Consider the following 19,078-nt stretch of genomic DNA (forward strand, 5'->3'; position numbering starts at 1 on the left):
TTCACTTGAAGCTTACAGCTTCTGGAACCCGCTCCTTCCGAATTCCATCAGAAGCCGCCTCCCTCCAACATCATTCCGCCATCAGGGCGCCAGAGGCGGCACCTTCGGGAAGTCGTCGGCCGAGATATAGCCGTCATGATTGGTATCCAGGCGCTTGAACAGCTTGACCAGCGCCGCATCGGCTTCCGCCTTGCTGATCTGACCATTCTGATCGGTGTCGAATCTGGCCAGCATTTCGTAAGGCCACATCATTTCCATCATCATTCTCATGCCATGCGGGCCTTCGCCACGCTCGCCCATCATGCCGTGATGCATCGGCCCATGTGGCGGCATTGGCGGGTGATGGCCATGCGGCCCTCCCCACCCCATCGGAGATGGTCCGCAATCATCCATGGCATCCATTGGACCATGCATCGGCCCACCCATGGGGCCCATTCGGGCGTCATCACCGGGCGGCGGCGGCGGGGCCTTTGCAGTTTCATCAGCACCTACCGGCGGCTCCTTCGCAGCAGGATCATCTGCCGGTGCAGCCTTCTCATCCGCCATCGAGCGCTTCGACATCATGTCACGCAACGCCTTCATGCGGGTATCGTGATAGGCCTTCAGTTCTCCCGGCGTCAAAACACCATCCTTGTTGGTGTCGATGGCCGCAAAAATCTTGTCTTCTGCAGCCTTGGCCTCATCAAGAGATATTTTGCCATCCTTGTTGGTGTCGAATTGCTGAAGGGCGATGATAAACAATTCAGCCGGACCCGGCGGCCTGTGCATATGAGGGCCGCAAGCCCTCATCATAGGCCGCGGACCATGTTCGTCAGGCCCACCTCTTTCCTGCGCGAAAACGGCACCTGACGACGCACTGGCCAGAAGGGTGGCGGCAAGTGCTGCAACGATCGTCTTCCTGGCGGACATAAACTTTCCTTTCCGAGAACGGGGGAAGCCATTGCTTCCCGGCGGACTTCAAACGATCCGACCTTTTGCCTCGAGAGCTTAAGGCAACAGGTCCTTTTGTCTGTCTTCCCCACACCCCTGCCACACCTTCACGTGGAAGGCGCAACCTACCCCATCGACAAGGCGAACAACCTGATTGGTAAAGCGTTCCGCCTCGTCAGCCTGATGTAATCACGACCGTTCGGATTCGCCACTTAAGCTTCAGTAATGATTGTTAATTATAATTAATATTATTTCTTATAACTTTATGCGGTCAACCGTCCTAGAAAACCGCCCAGATCGCTGGTCACATAATCCACATGACCCTGACCGGCAAAACTCTCCAGGCGCTCCCATTCTTCGAGGTTAACCTCCTGAAATTGCGCTGGAACAATCAAGGTCGTGACCATGCCAAGCGCTTTCGGCACGATCAGATTGCGCGGCAGGTCCTCAAACATCGCCGCCTGCAACGGGTTTATGCCATGGCGTGCGAGAAACGCCGCATAGGTCGCCTCAAGCGGTTTCGGTTGAAAATGACCGGCGACGATATCGAAAATATCATCGAACAGCTCAAGAATACCAAGCGCGGCGGCAGCAGCCTGCGCATGACTGACCGTTCCATTGGTGAAAATAAATTTCCGCCCCGGCAGTGCGGCAATGGCCGCTGCCAGATCGAGATCCGGCTGCAGCAGGGCATAATCGATCTGATGCGCCTTTTCGAGAAAATCGTGCGGATCAACACCATGATGCAACATCAGGCCGGCCAAGGTCGTGCCATGTTCATGATAATAGCGCTTTTGCAGCTGCCGGGCTTCCTCGCGCTCCATCTGCAGCAAAGCGGCGACATAGGCCGTCATGTTGACATCGATCTGACTGAAGAGATCGATGTGATGCGGGTATAGTGTATTGTCGAGATCAAACACCCAGTCGCGCACATGGGCGAAATCCTGATGATCCGGTTCGCGCTTTGCATCCGCCATGGTGTTCTTTCCTTCGGGTTCAATTACAACCGGGCCAGACGCTCAGTCAAAAGCTCGAAAAACCCATCCGCATCGACCGTGCGCAAGAAGGTGGCATTGGCCTGACGGCCCGTGACCCGCCACCAATCCACCACCGTCATGCCCATGGTCAGTTCGGAGGCCGTTTCGATCTCGATATTGCACACACGACCGGAAAACAGCTCCGGTTTCAAGAGATAGGCAATCACCGAGGGATCATGCAACGGCCCGCCATCCGACCCGTATTTCTCCACATCGAACCGCTCGAAAAACTGCAACCAGCCGGTGACGACCTCTGACACGCGGCTGCCAATGGCGCCGATCCGGTCCATCCGCGCTTTTGTCGTCAGCAATTGATGGGTGACATCCAGCGGCAGAACCACGATCGGAATGCCGGAGGAAAAGACCAGTTTCGACGCATGGGGATCGACATAGATGTTGAACTCGGCAGCTGGCGTAATATTGCCACCCTCAAACAGGCCTCCACCCATCATCACCACCTCGCGGATGCGCGGAGCAATGTCAGGCGCGCGCTGCAAGGCCATGGCGAGATTGGTCTGCGGACCGAGCGTACAGATTGTTACCGTGCCGGAAGGCTCGCGGCGCAGGGTTTCAATGAGGAAATCGACCGAATGCTGCGGCACAACGGGCATGACCGGCTCATCGACCTCGGCTCCGTCGAGGCCGGTGCGGCCATGCACATGTTCTGCTGTCACTGGCGCGCGCAACAGCGGCCGCGTGGCGCCTTCATAAACGGCAAGATCGGGGCGGCCCGCCAGTTCGCAGACGACGCGGGCATTGCGGCTGGTCATGGCGATCGGCACATTGCCCGCAACCACACTCAGTCCCAGAACCTCAAGCTCTTCAGGACTGGCCAGGGCCAGCAGAATGGCGACGGCATCGTCCTGGCCGGGATCGGTGTCGATGATGATCTTGCGCGGATTGGTCATGAGCATTCCTGCGATATTATGCCTGTTACAAAGGGCAACCTCTGCTGAAACATGCATGTTCAAATGCATCGACCAGCAGGAAACGTTCCGGGCTTGCTGCAGTCAGGCCCTCCGGCCAAAAGCTGCATCTTCATCGGGTGATGGCCGGATGTTCATGGCTTGTCAAGCAAATGACGTTGGCTTGAGGTCGCATTTCTCCACGCTCACCCCTTGCCGTAGTGGGAAATGTTAACAATTTCACGTCAGACTCATGAATACGCGGAGGACCCGCTGCTCCCTCATCGATGGAGAACCGGAATGTTAATCAAAGAAGCCTGCCCCCAAATCTCCCAATCCGAACTTGCCCATCTCGGTTCCGGCGAAGTGGCCTATGTGCGAAAAATCCGGCACGAAGACATTTCCCGCTGCTTTCCCGATGCCCCCGACATCGATCCACGCACGGACCTCTGGGCCCTGTTTGCCGCCGATGGCACCCCGATCCTCCTGACCGACAACCGCTCCTCCACCTTTTTCAAGGCGGCGGAAGACGAACTCAAAACCGTCAGCCTGCATTGAAACGTTGTGAAACCGCCAATACCTCCGCAGCATCGTTCGTCCTGTCCAACAAACGATGCTGTAACGCTTTCATGATTGTAGCATATTCCTGACACAACGCCTGCAATCGATAGCGATTGGAGGAGAGAATCCTCACGATTTCAGCGCTTCAGGAAGGTCAGATAGGCACTTGAGCGGCCTTCACGCCGGGCCTTTGCTTCATACCGGGTGCCGGGCCAGCCATCATAGGGCGTCAGCCAATCGGCAGAGGCTTCTGCCTGCCAGACAAAACCGCCATGGTCGCGGCAATGAAGCAGCGTCCAGTTCACATAGGTATCGATGTCGGATGCAAAGCAGAAACGGCCCTCAGGCTTCAAAACCCGATGGAACCGTGCCAGATTGGCCTGATTGACGAAGCGGCGTTTCCAGTGCTTCTTTTTCGGCCAGGGATCGGGGTAAAGAAGATCAATATGATCGATGCTTTCAGCCGGCAGCCAGTCAAGCAACTGCGTCGCATCATCATCGTAAACGCGGATATTCGGCAGACCTTCCGTCTCGATCACGGCCAGAAGCTTGGCCATGGAATTGACAAAGGGCTCGACGCCGATAAAGCCCGTTTGTGGATTGGATCGCGCCCTGTGGGCCAGATGTTCACCGCCGCCAAAGCCGATTTCCAGCCTGATCCGTTCGACCGGAACGGTAAACAGCGATGCAAGCGCAGCAGGCGGCTCTGCCGCAAGATCAAGCTTGCGCTCGGGCAACAGGGTTTCCATCCGCCCCACCTGCTGTTCGCGCAGGGGCTTTCCTTTACGGCGACCGAAAAAAGCTTCGGTCGCCCGGCTGCGGCGCTGATCGTCCTGCATGGTCTTCACGCTTTCAGCGCATCCTTGAGCGGCTTGACCAGATCCAGCTTTTCCCAGGAGAACGATCCGTCACGGCCAGCCTTGCGACCAAAATGGCCGTAGGCAGACGTCTTGGCATAGATTGGCTTGTTGAGATCGAGGTGACGGCGGATACCGCTCGGCGACAGATCCATCACCTTGCGAATTGCCGCTTCGACCTGATCTTCCGTCACCTTGCCAGTGCCATGCAGATCGACATAGATCGACAGCGGCTGGGCAATACCGATGGCATAGGAAATCTGGATGGTGCAGCGTTCGGCAAACCCGGCAGCGACGACATTTTTCGCCAGATAGCGAGCAGCATAAGCAGCGGAACGGTCAACCTTTGTCGTGTCCTTGCCGGAAAATGCGCCGCCGCCATGGGGTGCCGCACCGCCATAGGTGTCAACGATGATCTTGCGGCCGGTCAGACCGGCATCGCCATCAGGACCGCCGATCACAAACTTGCCGGTGGGATTGATGTACCACTTGCAATCCTCGGCAATCGGCAGATCACCGAGTGCTTCACGAATATAAGGCTCGACCACGGAGCGCACCTTGGCCGAATCCCAGCTTTCATCGAGATGCTGGGTGGACAGAACGATGGAGACGACATCCTTCGGCTTGCCATCGACATAACGCACCGTCACCTGGCTCTTGGCGTCGGGGCCGAGCTTGCCGACATCGCCCTCGCCGGTTTTGCGGGCGGCAGCCAGAAGCTGGAGAATCTTGTGGGAATAATAAATCGGCGCCGGCATCAGGTCCGGCGTTTCCTTGCAGGCATATCCGAACATGATGCCCTGGTCGCCAGCGCCTTCGCTGTTGTCGTGATCGGCAGCCTTGTCAACGCCCTGAGCAATATGGGCCGACTGGGAATGCAAGAGCACATCGATGCGCGCCGTCTTCCAGTGAAAGCCGTCCTGTTCATAACCGATATCACGAATGGCCTTGCGGGCAGCGGCCTTGAACTTGGCCGGGTTGATCACCTCATTGCCGTTCTTGTCCGTCTTCATCAGGCTTGGCGGCAAACGAACCTCACCGGCGATCACGACGCGGTTGGTGGTCGCCAGGGTTTCGCAGGCAATCCGAACAGACCACGGATCAACACCGGTCTTGGTCGCCTCACGATAAACCAGATCGACAATTTCATCGGAAATTCGGTCACAGACCTTGTCCGGATGACCTTCAGCAACGGATTCACTGGTGAACAGATAACTGGCGCGCATGCGGGGTACCCCTCAATGAAACTGATCGCTCTTTGTTAGTGCTTTGCAACGGCGATGACAAGCACACAACGACATAAATATATCTTTATGTGCGAAAGCCTTTCTCATTTCTGAAGCAGCCATAAAAAAAGCGGCTTGAATGCCGCTTTTTTTCATCAAGACCAAGACGGTTATTCCGCATCGGCCTCTTCAGCAAGCGCCTTGACCAGATCAACCACCTTGCGGCGAACCTTGGGATCGTTGATCTTCACGAAAGCACGATTGAGCTGCAAGCCTTCGGAAGACGACAGAAAATCAACCACATAATTGGAACTGGCGGCTTCAGAGAAACCATTGCCCATATTGCCGGCCTGCTCACCGGGTGCATCCTCGAAGAAGAAGGAGACCGGTACATTCAAAATGCTCGAAATATTCTGCAGGCGGCTGGCGCCGACGCGGTTTGTGCCTTTTTCGTACTTCTGAATCTGCTGGAAGGTAATACCGAGGCTTTCACCCAGTTTTTCCTGGCTCATCCCCAGCATGGTGCGACGCAACCGGATACGGCTGCCGACATGGATGTCAATCGGGTTCGGCTTCTTCTTGTTTTCAAGCATGATACGTTCCTGATAAATGTTAATTTATGGCCCCACTGGTGGCACTCGCAACTTTCCATAACGTTACGTTGCACACGCCAGCGCTTCATGCGCAAGCCTTTTCATGCCACCAAGTTGGCTTACTATGCATTTTTAGGGGTTTTTGGTCAATTCACCCGATAAATTAAACCTAAACGAGTAATTACAGCCATTGATAATAACAAAGCAGTTACCATCCAAAAGTTGTCTTTTTGATGAATTTCCCCTAAAATTGAAGGATTTTTAAAATGAATGGTTGCATCAACAACACCCTCAGCGTTTAATCGCAAGCCCGAAAATACCCTTCCGCGCGCATCAATTATGGCAGAAATGCCATTATTGGCGGCGCGTAAAACCGGTAGACCGGTTTCGACGGCGCGTAGTCGGGCCTGCTGAAAATGCTGATAGGGTCCGGGTGTCGTGCCGAACCAGGCATCATCGGTAACGTTAACGATTGCCTGCGCCGCAAGATGATCGGGCAGCGTTTCATCGGGGAAAATGATCTCGTAACAGATCAGCGGCAGGATTTTCAGCCCGTCCGGCAGGGTCAGGACCTGCCGCCGCGCCCCGGGCGAAAAACCGCCGGGCATCTCGACAATGTTGGATATACCCATACGGGACAAGACGTCTTCAAATGGCACATATTCCCCGAAGGGTACGAGATGCACCTTGTCGGCAGCGCCGATGATTTCGCCTTTGCTGTCGATGACATAGACGGAATTATAGTAACGCGGCGCAAAGCCCGGCCCGCGATCTTCGACCCTCACGGCGCCGGTGATGAGGATCTGCCCCGGTTTCAGCGTCTGAGCGATATCGCGCAGTGCATCCGGGTTTTCTGTCAGAATGAAGGGAATTGTCGTCTCTGGCCAGATGATGATGTCCGGCTGTTTCTTTCCGTCGGCCACGGGCCTTGCCGTCAGGGCCAGATGTTTTTTGAAAATCGCCACCCTGTCCTGATCGGTATCCATCCGCTCCGTCTGGGGAATATTCGGCTGAACAAGACGCACCGTCAGCTCTTGCCCACCCGCCGGTTCCGGCTGATGCAGACGATAGGCGCCATAGCCCAGATCGGCCACGATGAGCGCCCCGGCCAGCATCAGACCAAGGGTAGCCCCTCGCCGCGTGCCTATCAGCGCTGGCGCGGAAAAGATGAAGACGGCCAGAGCCGACACCCCAAAAAGGCCCAGAATATGGGCGCTCTGCATCAGGAGTGGCACCGGCATGGCGGCATAGCCAATCGCGTTCCAGGGAAAACCGGTTGCCACGAAACTGCGCAGCCATTCAGCAATGCCAAAAGCGGCGGCAAGAGCAGCAATGCGACCGACCCCTTCCGACCACAAAAGGCGCGCACAGGCTGTCGCCAGACCATAAAACAGCGCCAGCACCGCAGGAAGCCCCAGCACCGCCAGAGGCAGTGCCCAGGCGAATTGATCGGCATCGATCAAAAGTGCGTGACCCAGCCACCATAAGGAGGCGACGAAGTAACCGAAGCCGAAAAGCCAGCCAATGGCGAAGGCGGATCGGAAGCCTTGCGACCAACGCCGGTGCGGATTGCCCGAGGCCCCATCCAGCAGCCAGACCAGGACCGGGAACGCCAGAAACATCGGCGCCATGAAACTAACCGGCGGCAGCGCAAGTGCACCAAAGGCCCCGGCGAGAAAGGCAAGAGCTGCCCGTCGCCATCCCGAAAGCAGAATAATCCTGCCAGCCAGCCTCTCCATACAAGTCTCCCTGTGTCTTGATCACGTCCACCATCATTCCTGCACTCGGCATCGACTTACTGCATAATTCCTTAAACCGGAATCGGTTTAAGGAGAAAATTATGCAGCAGATTAAAAGTGTTACAGCGTCCTTTGTGCGCCATATATGGCGCACGGCGCTGTAAAGAGCGATGCAGAAGGGAACAGATCGTTTAAGGATCGAATCACTTGCAGGAATTTTTCAGAAAAACCGCGTTATGTCGCGGACACGATGGATCACAAGCCGATAACCGGGCAGGAAAACCCGGTCTATCAACATGAAAACGCGACAGCGCCTAAGGGATCCAAGCTTGACAGGCGCTGCCTTTCCATTTTTCAGGCCGGCTGCCGATGCTTTTGCGATCATGAACCGACGTCACCGCGAGGATGACGCCGCACCGGATGTTTCAAGCCGTCCGGCAGGGGGTGCCATGCGGGTAATGCGCACCCGCTTCACCCGGCGCTTATCGGCATCGAGGATCTGCAACTCGAAACCGGGAACGGCCGCAACCACTGCACCGCGCTGGGGAACGCGACCGGCAGCAGCAGAAATCAACCCGCCCAGCGTATCGACCTCATCGATTTCTGCGCTGATATCGAAATCAGGGCCAATTGCCTCGGCAATCTCCTCAAGCTCGATGCGGGCATCGGCGACATAGACATCGTCGGAAATGCGCGTCACCAACGCTTCATCCTTGTCATGCTCATCCTCGATATCGCCGACAACCATTTCGACAATATCCTCATGCGAGACGAGGCCGTCCGTGCCGCCATATTCATCGATGACCAGCGCCATCTGGGTGCGGGCGGCCTGCATCCGCGTCAACAGGTCGGAGGCCTGCATCGACGGCGGAACGAAGAGAATAGACCGGATAATGCCTGCGGCTTCAAGATCGACACCAAGATCGACGGTGGAGAGGTCGATCTCCTTGCCGCGGCGTGCTTTCGAGGTGATGTGGGCCATCAGATCACGAATATGGATCATGCCGCGCGGGTCGTCGAGCGTATCGCAATAGACCGGCATGCGCGAATGGCCGTTTTCCTGAAAGCGGGTCAGCAATTCGCCCAGCGTCGTGGACATCTCCACGGCCTGAATGTCGGAACGCGGGATCATCACATCCTCGACGCGGACCTCGTGAAATCGCAGGATATTCTGTAGCATCGCCCGTTCTTCAGGCGAAAAACTGTCCACAGCGCGATCATCGGTCAAAAGTGCATCGGCGATGTCTTCGCGCAGGCTTGCCCCCGTGACCGGGCGCAGAATCCGGGCGGCGCGCGCCCAGAAAGAGGAATGCGGCTTTTGGGCCGCGGGACTTCGCTGGGAACTACTGCCCTCGTCGGAGGAGGAGCCGTCCTGCTCCTTGGCGGCCTCACCGGCCGGTTTTATTGAAAAATCGCTCATTGTTCCGTTCTATCAAAGCGGGTCTTGTCCCGCATAAGGATCAGATAGGCCAAGTCGCGCCAAAATGCGAGTCTCCAGCCCTTCCATTTCCTCCGCCTCATCGGTCGTCATGTGATCATACCCGAAAAGATGGAGAAATCCATGAACCAGCAAATGGGTCAGATGGTCTTCGAAACTTTTGTCCAGATCAAGCGCCTCACGCGCCACCGTCTCGCGGGCAATGACGATATCGCCCAGCATCGGCCCGGGGGGCTCGCCCGGTGCAATCGGAAAAGCGGGGAAGGATAAAACATTGGTCGGCTTGTCCTGACCACGCCATTCGGCATTGATCGCCTTGATGTCCTCATCATCGGTGAAGACAAGCGACACTTCCACCGGCATGTCCGGGAAGGCTTGTCCCTGTTCGCTGAGATAGGCTGCAGCCGCTTCGAGAATGCGACTGCTCATGGCGACGAGACCGTCCTCAGACGGCCAGCCTTCTGCCTCGACGGCAATCTGAAGATCGAGTTTCGTCATGAAAGTGTCCGGGGAACTGTCGGCAAAGTCACGCTTGCGCCTGCTCGCTGCCCTGCTGGTCCTCATATTGTGCGTCATAGGCCTTGACGATGCGACCAACGAGAGGATGACGCACGACGTCCGTGTCCTTGAACTGGACGAAGGAGACACCTTCCACTCCGCGCAGGATTTGCAGCGCCTCGACCAGACCGGATTTCACCCCGCGCGGCAAATCCACCTGGCTCGGGTCGCCGGTCACGATCATCCGTGCATTTTCGCCAAGACGGGTGAGGAACATCTTCATCTGCATCGACGTGGTGTTCTGCGCCTCATCGAGAATGACGGCGGCATTGGCAAGGGTGCGCCCGCGCATGAAGGCAAGCGGGGCGATTTCGATGACGCCGGCCGTGATCGCCCGCTCAACCTTGTCACCGGGGATCATATCGTAAAGCGCATCGTAAAGCGGTCTGAGATAAGGATCGACCTTTTCCTTCATGTCGCCGGGCAGGAAGCCGAGCCGCTCGCCGGCCTCAACCGCAGGCCGCGACAGGATGATACGGTCCACCGCACCGCGTTCCAGCAATTGCGCCGCATGGGCGACCGCCAGATAGGTCTTGCCGGTGCCGGCCGGGCCGACGCCAAAGACCAGTTCCGAGCGCTCCAGCGCCCGCATATAGGCATCCTGGGTCGGGGTTCGCGCGACAATGGTTTTCTTGCGGGTGGAAATCTGCGCCATGCTCAATCGGGCTTTCCGTTCCATGGTCGGCAGCGTCAGTTGATCGTCGGCGGCAACCGCCATGCGGATCGCCCCTTCGACATCGGAGGCCTCGACCGTGCCGCCGCTTTGCAGCCGGGCGTAAAGATAGTCGAGCGCGCGGCGCGCCTGATGAGTGGCATTCAATTCGCCGGTGATCGAAACGGAATTGCCGCGGGCGCGGGCCTCGATATGCAGCCTTTGCTCCAGCAACTTGAGATTCTGGTCGAACTGGCCGAAGAGCTCGCTGGCATGGCGATTGTTCTCGAACGTCAAAATGAAGTGATTGGCGTCGGTCGCGGCGGTTTTGCTGTTGCGCGAGGGTGAAGTGACCACTTCTGATGCGTTCAAGCGGGTATGCTCCTGTCCAGTCGGTTCCGACCCATTCTAACCCGGTGCCACCTCGGCAAACAAGCTGTTCGGGCCGGTATCTGTGATTCGCACCTTAATAATGTCGCCGATTTGCAAAGATTTTGCATCAACATTCACAGACTGCAACCAGGGAGATTTTCCGATGACCTGGCCTTCCATCCGTCCGGGCTTTTCCAGAAGGATATCCATGGTCTGACCGACCAGCGAACGGGCGAAATCATGTTGTTGGCGGAGAAGGAGTTCCTGCAAGCGGGCAAGCCGCTCGCTCTTGACCTCTTCGTCCACCTGATTGTCCAGTTCGGCCCCCGGCGTGCCGGGTCGGGTGGAATATTTGAAGGAAAAGGCCTGTGCATAACCAACCTTTTCCACCAGCGCCATCGTATCGGCAAAATCCTCCTCGGTTTCACCGGGAAAGCCGACGATGAAATCGCCGGAGAGTGCAATATCAGGACGGGCGGCACGGATGCGTTCGATCAAGGCCAGATAATCCGCCGCCTTGTGACGCCGGTTCATCGCCTTCAATATCCGGTCGGAGCCCGACTGCACCGGAAGATGCAGATAGGGCATCAGCACGCGCAGATCGCGATGTGCCTCAATCAGCCGGTCATCCATGTCGCGCGGATGGCTGGTCGTATAACGCAGCCGCGCCAGACCGGGGATTTCGGCCAGTTCATAAAGCAGATCGCCAAGCCCCATCGGCGCGCCGTTCCGGCTTTCGCCATGCCAGCCATTGACGTTCTGGCCCAGCAGGGTGATTTCGCGCACGCCGCTGTCAGCCAGCCGCTTTACCTCATCGACGATCTGACTGAGCGGGCGTGAGACTTCCGACCCACGGGTATAGGGCACGACGCAGAAAGTGCAGAATTTGTCGCAGCCTTCCTGCACCGTCAAAAAGGCGGTGACGGAACGGCGCTTGCCGGGAATTTTCGTCGGATCGGGCAAATGCTCGAACTTGTCCTCGACGGCATAATCGGTATCGACGACGCGGCGACCCGTGCGCGCCTTTTTCAAGGCGTCCGGCAGGCGGTGATAGGTCTGCGGACCGATGACGACATCGACACCCGGCTCACGCCGGATGATTTCCTCGCCTTCCGCCTGGGCGACGCAACCGGTCACCCCGATCATGAATTCCTCGCCCTTTGCCTGACGCGCCTTTTTCATGTCGCGCAGACGGCCAAGGGCGGAATAGACCTTGTCGGCGGCCTTTTCGCGGATATGGCAGGTGTTCAGGAGAACGAGGTTCGCCTCCTCCATGACCTCGGTGGTGCGATAGCCGTCAGCCGCCAGCGCATCGGCCATGCGGCTGGAATCATAGACATTCATCTGGCAGCCATAGGTCTTGATGAACACCTTCTTCAAAGGTGTCTCCGGCTGCAGGGACGGTTCGGGCGTGGTCAGCGTGTCGGTCATGCCCGCTCTTTAATCCTTTTCCGGATGTCTTTAAACCGAAAAATGCGGCGCGATCAGCCGAGAACGCGGCCCGTCAGCTTTTCCGTCAGCATCCGGCGGATTTCTGTCTCGACCTGAAGCGCCACCTGTTTGCGATTGGTGCTGGCGCGATATTCGATCGGCTCACCGAAACAGATATCGATCTCCAGCGCCATGGTGCGCATGATCCCCATCAGATGCGGACCGAGTGTCACATCGCCCGGCCAGCTCAGGATCGGACGGTGATAGCGACCCATCGGCATGCCGTGAAAGCCGGTATAGGCGATGGCCACGGGCTGGATATAGACGACACCGTCCGGGCTTTTCGGCAGGGCCAGCGCCGCCGCGCCAAACAGCGAGGATTTGATCGGCAGCACCCGGTTGCCGTCCGAGGTCGTGCCTTCGGGAAAGAGTACGACAATTTCGCCGCCCGCCATACGCCCAGCAATCTCGCTGGCCTGTTCGCCGCTGGAGCGCTTGTCTTCCCGGCGGATGAAGACGCTTTTCTGCAATTTCGCCAGCGTGCCGAAAATCGGCCATTCCGCCACCTCCATCTTGGCGATAAAGGCAACATCGGCAATCGAGCTCAAGGCGAGAATATCGACCCAGGAGGCATGATTGGCGGCCAGCATCAACGGACGGCGACGCTCCGGCACGCCATGCACCCTGACCTTCACCCCGATGACGAAACAGGCGACCTTGTGCCAGTAGCGCGGCAAGACACGACGCAGTTTCAGATCGAAGGCAAGCCCGATCAACTGAAACGGCAACATGACCAGCGTAACGACCACCAGCAGCAGAAGCAGGCTAAAGGTGCGCAGAGCGATGATCATGCCAGCAATGCCGTTATCTGAACCGTCACGATCCGGCCTCATCCGTCTTCAGCGGAATGCCGTAAAGCTCCAGCCGGTGATCGACGAGGCGAAAACCGTGTTCTCGGGCGATTTTTTCCTGAAGCGCCTCGATTTCAGGCGAATGAAATTCAATCACCACGCCGCTCTTGAGATCGATCAGGTGATCATGGTGTTCTTCCGGCAGGGTTTCATAGCGCGAGCGGCCATCACGGAAATCATGACGGGCGATGATGCCGGCATCCTCAAACAGCTTGACGGTGCGATAGACAGTGGAAATCGAAATGCGGTTATCCACGGCGGAGGCGCGCCGGTACAGCTCTTCCACATCAGGATGATCGTCGGACGCATCCAGAATGCGGGCAATCACCCGGCGCTGATCGGTCATGCGCATGCCGCGTTCGGCGCACAGAACCTCAAGGGCTTTGGCAGTCTCCGTCATGATGGTCCGCTATTGGCGTTTCCGATCCGTGAGGGCGCATGCATCTGACACACGCCCCGCAGCAGAAGCCAGTTAGCGGAGATTGGCGCGCATGACAAGCGCCGCACTGCGCTTGCCGGAGGCATCGGCATAATAGGCTGGCCGTTCACCGACCTTCTCGAAATCAAGCTTTCGGTAAAGATCGATGGCGGCGAGATTGCTTTCCTCGACCTCAAGGAACATGGTGTCGGCACCACGCATCCGCGCCTGGCGCATGGCCGCCTGCATCAGCCGCCAGCCGAGACCCGAGCGCGCCACCTTTTCATGCACGGCAATGGTCAGGATTTCCGCCTCACCAGCCACTTCGCGGGCCAGCACGAAACCGCTGAGCGGCGGCGTGAACATCAGCGCATTGGTCTGGCGCGCCTGAAAACCGAAAACCGACGGCTGCAGCATCAGGCTCAGGAATTCGCCATCGCCCCAGCGCCTTGCAAAGCGCTGGCCATGCAGCTCGGCCACGGCATGGCAATCCTCGACGGTCAAATCCAGGATTTCAAATTCGGCCTTTCGGGCAAAAATCGCCTCAAGCATGATCCCCCACTCTCTCGACGGCAAAGCCGGTCTGCGGCTTTGCATCCGGTCCTCTCAGATAGAGCGGCTTCGGCTTGCCCGAATATGGTGCCGCCGCCCCCAGACGCGCCACCTCGGCAATGGGGAAGTGGTCGGGCATGGGCTCCTCTCCCATCAACGCCCGGCCGCTTCCGGCAATTGCGCCCTGCCAATCACCGGCAAGACGCAGAAAATCATCAAGGCTCAAAAGGCCCGGATCGGCAAAGGGATGCCCTGCCGCATCGAAGCACTGAGCATAGACCTCGCCACGCTTGGCATCCATGGCGGCCAGAACCGGCCCACGACCATGGCGCTTTCGCCAGTCTGCCGCCAGAACCGGCAGGGTGCCGATCCCGACACACTCCACCCCAAGCCCCAGCGCCAATCCCCGGGCAGCCGCAAGACCGACACGGATACCGGTAAAAGAGCCCGGTCCGACGGTGACAGCCACACGCCCGACATGCTCCAGCGTGAGCCCGGCCGTGTCCAACGCCGCATCGACCATGCCCATCAAACGCTCGGCATGGCCGCGCCCGATGGTCTCGCTGACGCAAGACAGCAGGTTGTCCCTTTCGCTGTCATAAAGGGCGACGGCGCAGTCTGCGCCTGCCGTATCCAGCGCCAGAAGGATCATGGCTGCCTTTCCAAGACGACCCTAGCATAGCATGACAAGGGTGTCGCTTTCATTATGAGATGAGGCTGTTATACGAAAGAATCAAAGATCTTGCCGCTGCCGATCAGGAAAATCAGACGGCCTCGACCTCACGTACTTCCGGCACGAAATGGCGCAGCAGATTCTGCACGCCATGTTTCAATGTCGCCGTCGAGGACGGGCATCCGGCACAGGACCCCTTCATGTTGAGATAGACTGTGCCGTCACGGAAACCGCGGAAGGTGATGTCGCCGCCATCCTGGGCGACGGCGGGGCGCACCCGGCTTTCCAGAAGTTCCTTGATCGTGGCGACGATGGTTTCATCGCCCTCGGCAAAGAATTCGTTTTCCGGCATATCCTCCTGGGTCTTTTTGCCCATGATCGGCGCACCGCTCATGAAGTGCTCCATGATCGAGCCGAGGATGGCCGGTTTCAGATGCGGCCACTCGGCATCATCCTTGGTCACGGTGATGAAGTCATAACCGAAGAACACGCCACTGACGCCGGGAATGGCGAAAAGCCGCTCGGCCAGCGGCGAGGCAGACGCGGCCCCGGCATCGCGAAATTCCGCTGTGCCATTGTCCATCACCACCTTGCCCGGCAGAAATTTCAGCGTGGCGGGATTGGGGGTGGCTTCGGTCTGAATGAACATCGTCATCTCCTTGGCAAAAGGCCTCAAGCCCAAAGCGGCCCGGAACTTTGCCTGATGTTTAGAATACTTCCAGAATAGGCTCTGTTGTGGCCCGCTTCAAGTGCGGATCGGCAAAATCCTGAGTCTCTCTGTCAAGACAGCGCTTCAGTCAGCAAAGCGCTTCGATATCGGCATCAGAAAGCGTATCCGGCAAAACCGTAACCGGAATGGTGAAGGCACCGGGTTTTCCCGCCAGCATCGACACCAGCGGCCCCGGCCCATCCTTGGCCGATCCTGCCGCCAGAACCAGAATGGCGATATCCCTGTCTTCTTCGATCAGTTCATGAATACGGCTGGCGGCACTGCCTTCGCGGATCACCACTTCCGGCTCGACACCAACCGTTTCGCGCATGGTCTCGGCCACCTTGGCCACGGTGGCCTCGGCGGCTTCCCGCGCCTCAGCCCGCATGATTTCCTCAACGCCCAGCCATTGCTGGAAATCGCCGTCAGGGATCACATAAAGCAAGACCAGACCGCCGCCGGAATTTCTGGCGCGCAGAGCGGCATACAAGACTGCACGACCACATTCCGGTGTCTCGTCGACAATGGCCAGAAATTTACGCCGATGGCCTTCCTGTCGCGACAGACGCTGTGAAACCATCCAAACCCCTTTCACATCGTCAAGATCAGGAACATCGCCAGGACCGCACTGCTACAGGCTGTAGCGACGCCGCCTTCTCCCATCGGTTAACCGGCAAATTATCGAACGAAGCCGATAATGTCACGGATTTCCGTCATGGTTTTTTCCGCCCGTTCACGCGCCCGCTCGCCGCCATCGCGCAGCACCGCATCGATATGGCCGGGATCACCCATCAACCGGCGCATTTCGCCATTGATCGGAGCAAGCACCGCAACCGCCAGATCAACCAGCGCCGGCTTGAACACGGAGAACTGCTGACCGCCGAACTCTGCCAGAACCTCTGCCTTGGTCCGGTCTGCAAGGGCGGCATAAATACCGACGAGATTGTCGGCTTCCGGGCGTCCCTTCAACCCCTCTTCCTCGCTTGGCAGCGCATCGGGATCGGTCTTGGCCTTGCGGATCTTCTTCGAGATCGTCTCGGCATCGTCCATCAAATTGATACGCGACAGGTCGGAGGGATCGGATTTCGACATTTTCTTCGAGCCGTCCTTGAGGCTCATCACCCGGGGCGCCGGTCCGTCGATCAACGGCTCGACCATGGGGAAATAGGCATGCACTGGTTCGTCGCCGACGAGAATATCGACGCCAAGGCCGGTCGGACGGATCTGCTCGGCAAAATCCATGTTGAATTTCATCGCGATGTCGCGGGTCAGTTCCAGATGCTGTTTCTGGTCCTCGCCGACCGGCACATGGGTGGCGCGGTAAACGAGAATATCCGCCGCCATCAGGCTCGGATAGGCGTAAAGACCGAGCGAGGCCTGCTCACGGTCCTTGCCGGCCTTATCCTTGAACTGGGTCATCCGGTTCATCCAGCCGATGCGGGCGACACAGTTGAATATCCAGGCGAGTTCCGCATGCTGCGGCACCTGGGACTGGTTGAAGACGATGTGCGCCTTCGGATCGATGCCTGCCGCAAGAAAGGCCGCCGTGATCGAGCGGATCTGGCCGCGCATGTCCTCATGCACGAGCTGGGCGGTCAGCGCATGCAGATCGACGACGCAATACATGCAGTCATTCTTCTCCTGCAGCGCCACGAATTTGCGGATCGCGCCGAGATAATTGCCCAGATGCAGATTGCCGGTGGGCTGGACGCCGGAAAAGACGAGCGGCTTGAATTCGGTCATGTCATCCTCTTCAGGCTTGTGGAGGGCCTGATGCCTCGCTGTTGATGGTGCTGCGCATTAAACATGGGTCCCTTTCGCAATCAAGCGGGGGCCAACGGGGGACGATCAGAAAATTTTCAGATCATCCCCCAAGGTTCAACGCCCCTTTGCCTTGCGCTGGAGTGCCCGGCGAACCATGCCGATATCGGCCCCGCCCAGCAGGAAGGCCAGACCAAAATAGATGAGCATGGCCGCGCCAATTTCTACCGCCAGCGCCCCTGCCGCATGCAGGAAGGAGGCCGCCGGAACAAGATCGGCGGCAAAATGCCGCGACAACATCAACAGCACGCCGCCCATGGCAAGCGCTGCCGCCAGAAGCCGCAGCGACCGCGACACAAGGCGCCAGTCGGGCTGGATATGGCCGCGCCGGTAGAGTGTGACGAAAAGCTGGATGACATTGACGATGCCGGCCACGGCCTCGGCAATGGCGATGCCACGCTCGAACAGGATCGGGAAGAGCAGGATCGACAGGGCCGAATTGATCACCACCGACACCCCGGTAAAGCGCATCGGCGATTTCGTATCCTCACGCGCATAAAAGCCCGGTTGCAACGCCTTGATCAGCACGAAAAACGGCAGCCCCACCCCATACCAGGCCAGAATGGCCCCGACGAGTTTCGTATTCTCCGCAGTGAAGGCACCGCGTTCATAGAGAACACGAATGATATCCTCCGACAGCACCCACAGACCGACGGCCGCAGGCAGGGTCAAAAACAGCACGAATTCGATCGAACGGTTCTGAATGGTCAGCGCGTCTTTTTCCTGACCGGATTTCAGCGCCCGCGACAGTTCCGGCAACAGCACGACCCCAACCGCCACGCCGACGACGCCGAGCGGCAGCTGATAGATACGATCGGCATATTGCAGGGCGGCAATGGCTCCATCCTTGCCCGAGGCAATTGCCTGGCCGATGACCAGATTGATCTGGGTGACACCGCCGGTCACTGCCGCCGGAACGGCAAGAATGAGAAGGCGCTTCACATTTTGGGTCATGCGCGGCCATTTGAAGCCAAGCCTGATCCCGGCATGGCGCACACCGACATAGACGACAAAAAGCTGCAAGACCCCGGCGACCAGCACCGCCCAGGAGAGATACCAGGCCGTCAATGCCGGATCAGCCCCGATATGCAGCGTGTAAAACAGCACCCCGATCATCACCAGATTGAGAAAGATCGGTGCGACGGCGGCGGCAAAGAAATGATGCAGCGAATTGAGCATGCCCGACAGCATCGCTGTCAGCGACATGGACATGAGATAGGGAAACATCACGGCGGCCAGGCGCACCGTCAGCGAAAACTTCTCCGCATCATCGGCAAAGCCCGGCGCGATGATGAAGCGCACCAGAAGTGGCATGGCCAGTTCCATGACGATGGTGAGCCCGAGCAGCACGGTGAACAGCACACCGAACACCTCTTCGGAAAAGCGCTTGGCCCCGTCGAGACCGCCAGCCTCGATCTCCTTGGAAAACAACGGCACAAAAGCGGCGTTGAACGCGCCTTCGGCAAACAGCCGCCGGAAGAGATTGGGAAAGCGGAAGGCAGCATAAAACACATCCGCCATCGGCCCGGTGCCGAGTGCCGCCGCCATCAGGGTTTCGCGGGCAAAGCCGAACAGACGGCTGCCGAAAGTCGTGGCTCCGACGGTGATGAATTTCTTGAACAGCGACATCGGCACTCTTTGTATCGTTTCTCGCCTGTACGTTATCGCTTCATTGCGAGCAATGAAACGCGACAG

Annotated in this window: 20 protein-coding genes; 1 reads left to right on the forward strand and 19 read right to left on the reverse strand. The window is 58.1% G+C overall.

Annotation, left to right across the window (positions count from 1 at the left end; genetic code table 11):
• Positions 1-81: 81 nt before the first annotated feature.
• The 3 genes from NAC44_RS04315 to NAC44_RS04325 form a co-directional block, all read right to left on the reverse strand.
• Positions 82-909, reverse strand: a complete 828-nt coding sequence (locus tag NAC44_RS04315; protein WP_250938095.1) for an EF-hand domain-containing protein — start codon at positions 907-909, stop codon at positions 82-84.
• A gap of 284 nt (positions 910-1,193) precedes the next feature.
• Positions 1,194-1,907 (reverse strand): pyrimidine 5'-nucleotidase, encoded by a 714-nt coding sequence (locus NAC44_RS04320; protein ID WP_250938096.1) that lies wholly within the window; start codon positions 1,905-1,907, stop codon positions 1,194-1,196.
• A 23-nt stretch (positions 1,908-1,930) separates the two neighbouring features.
• Positions 1,931-2,875, reverse strand: a complete 945-nt coding sequence (locus tag NAC44_RS04325; protein WP_250938098.1) for a nucleoside hydrolase — start codon at positions 2,873-2,875, stop codon at positions 1,931-1,933.
• 297 nt (positions 2,876-3,172) lie between these two features.
• On the opposite strand from NAC44_RS04325, the gene NAC44_RS04330 reads away from it, so the two are divergent.
• Positions 3,173-3,430 carry a BQ00720 family protein gene (locus NAC44_RS04330; RefSeq protein ID WP_250938099.1) on the forward strand — a complete coding sequence of 86 codons (258 nt, stop codon included), beginning with the start codon at positions 3,173-3,175 and terminating at the stop codon, positions 3,428-3,430.
• A 140-nt stretch (positions 3,431-3,570) separates the two neighbouring features.
• Here the strand turns inward: NAC44_RS04330 and trmB are convergent, their stop codons facing one another.
• The 16 genes from trmB to murJ form a co-directional block, all read right to left on the reverse strand.
• A complete protein-coding gene (gene trmB / locus NAC44_RS04335; RefSeq protein ID WP_250938759.1) occupies positions 3,571-4,272 on the reverse strand; it encodes a tRNA (guanine(46)-N(7))-methyltransferase TrmB in 702 nt (233 codons plus the stop codon).
• Positions 4,273-4,277: 5 nt separating this feature from the next.
• Positions 4,278-5,516, reverse strand: coding sequence for a methionine adenosyltransferase (metK, locus tag NAC44_RS04340; RefSeq protein ID WP_250938101.1), 1,239 nt, complete (start codon positions 5,514-5,516; stop codon positions 4,278-4,280).
• A gap of 170 nt (positions 5,517-5,686) precedes the next feature.
• Complete coding sequence (locus tag NAC44_RS04345; protein WP_250938103.1) at positions 5,687-6,109, reverse strand: helix-turn-helix domain-containing protein; 423 nt, start codon at positions 6,107-6,109, stop codon at positions 5,687-5,689.
• A gap of 146 nt (positions 6,110-6,255) precedes the next feature.
• Complete coding sequence (lnt, locus tag NAC44_RS04350; RefSeq protein WP_250938104.1) at positions 6,256-7,848, reverse strand: apolipoprotein N-acyltransferase; 1,593 nt, start codon at positions 7,846-7,848, stop codon at positions 6,256-6,258.
• 394 nt (positions 7,849-8,242) lie between these two features.
• The gene (locus tag NAC44_RS04355; protein WP_250938106.1) at positions 8,243-9,268 is read right to left on the reverse strand and encodes a hemolysin family protein; all 1,026 of its coding nucleotides are present in this window, start codon (positions 9,266-9,268) and stop codon (positions 8,243-8,245) included.
• A gap of 12 nt (positions 9,269-9,280) precedes the next feature.
• The gene (gene ybeY, locus NAC44_RS04360) at positions 9,281-9,784 is read right to left on the reverse strand and encodes an rRNA maturation RNase YbeY (RefSeq protein WP_250938108.1); all 504 of its coding nucleotides are present in this window, start codon (positions 9,782-9,784) and stop codon (positions 9,281-9,283) included.
• Between the two features lie 28 nt (positions 9,785-9,812).
• Positions 9,813-10,868, reverse strand: coding sequence for a PhoH family protein (locus NAC44_RS04365; RefSeq protein ID WP_250938110.1), 1,056 nt, complete (start codon positions 10,866-10,868; stop codon positions 9,813-9,815).
• A 36-nt stretch (positions 10,869-10,904) separates the two neighbouring features.
• Positions 10,905-12,299 (reverse strand): tRNA (N6-isopentenyl adenosine(37)-C2)-methylthiotransferase MiaB, encoded by a 1,395-nt coding sequence (gene miaB / locus NAC44_RS04370; protein ID WP_250938112.1) that lies wholly within the window; start codon positions 12,297-12,299, stop codon positions 10,905-10,907.
• 53 nt (positions 12,300-12,352) lie between these two features.
• The gene (olsA, locus tag NAC44_RS04375; protein WP_250938114.1) at positions 12,353-13,150 is read right to left on the reverse strand and encodes a lyso-ornithine lipid O-acyltransferase; all 798 of its coding nucleotides are present in this window, start codon (positions 13,148-13,150) and stop codon (positions 12,353-12,355) included.
• 25 nt (positions 13,151-13,175) lie between these two features.
• Positions 13,176-13,610, reverse strand: a complete 435-nt coding sequence (locus NAC44_RS04380; RefSeq protein ID WP_250938116.1) for a Fur family transcriptional regulator — start codon at positions 13,608-13,610, stop codon at positions 13,176-13,178.
• Positions 13,611-13,682: 72 nt separating this feature from the next.
• Positions 13,683-14,180: a GNAT family N-acetyltransferase gene (locus tag NAC44_RS04385; RefSeq protein WP_250938118.1), complete on the reverse strand. Its 498-nt coding sequence runs from the start codon at positions 14,178-14,180 to the stop codon at positions 13,683-13,685.
• On the reverse strand, positions 14,173-14,832 hold the full coding sequence (tsaB, locus tag NAC44_RS04390; protein ID WP_250938120.1) for a tRNA (adenosine(37)-N6)-threonylcarbamoyltransferase complex dimerization subunit type 1 TsaB: 660 nt from the start codon (positions 14,830-14,832) through the stop codon (positions 14,173-14,175). Before tsaB ends, NAC44_RS04385 begins: the two co-directional genes overlap by 8 nt.
• A 112-nt stretch (positions 14,833-14,944) precedes the next feature.
• Positions 14,945-15,502, reverse strand: coding sequence for a NifU family protein (locus NAC44_RS04395; RefSeq protein WP_250938122.1), 558 nt, complete (start codon positions 15,500-15,502; stop codon positions 14,945-14,947).
• Positions 15,503-15,650: 148 nt separating this feature from the next.
• Positions 15,651-16,142 carry a universal stress protein gene (locus NAC44_RS04400; protein ID WP_250938124.1) on the reverse strand — a complete coding sequence of 164 codons (492 nt, stop codon included), beginning with the start codon at positions 16,140-16,142 and terminating at the stop codon, positions 15,651-15,653.
• A gap of 98 nt (positions 16,143-16,240) precedes the next feature.
• Entirely contained in the window at positions 16,241-17,305 is a 1,065-nt protein-coding gene (trpS, locus tag NAC44_RS04405) for a tryptophan--tRNA ligase (RefSeq protein ID WP_250938126.1), read from the reverse strand.
• A gap of 135 nt (positions 17,306-17,440) precedes the next feature.
• Entirely contained in the window at positions 17,441-19,012 is a 1,572-nt protein-coding gene (gene murJ / locus NAC44_RS04410) for a murein biosynthesis integral membrane protein MurJ (RefSeq protein WP_250938128.1), read from the reverse strand.
• Positions 19,013-19,078: the final 66 nt, after the last annotated feature.

The sequence above is a fragment of the Allorhizobium sonneratiae genome, assembly GCF_023700755.1.
Classification (GTDB): Bacteria; Pseudomonadota; Alphaproteobacteria; order Rhizobiales; family Rhizobiaceae; genus Allorhizobium; species Allorhizobium sonneratiae.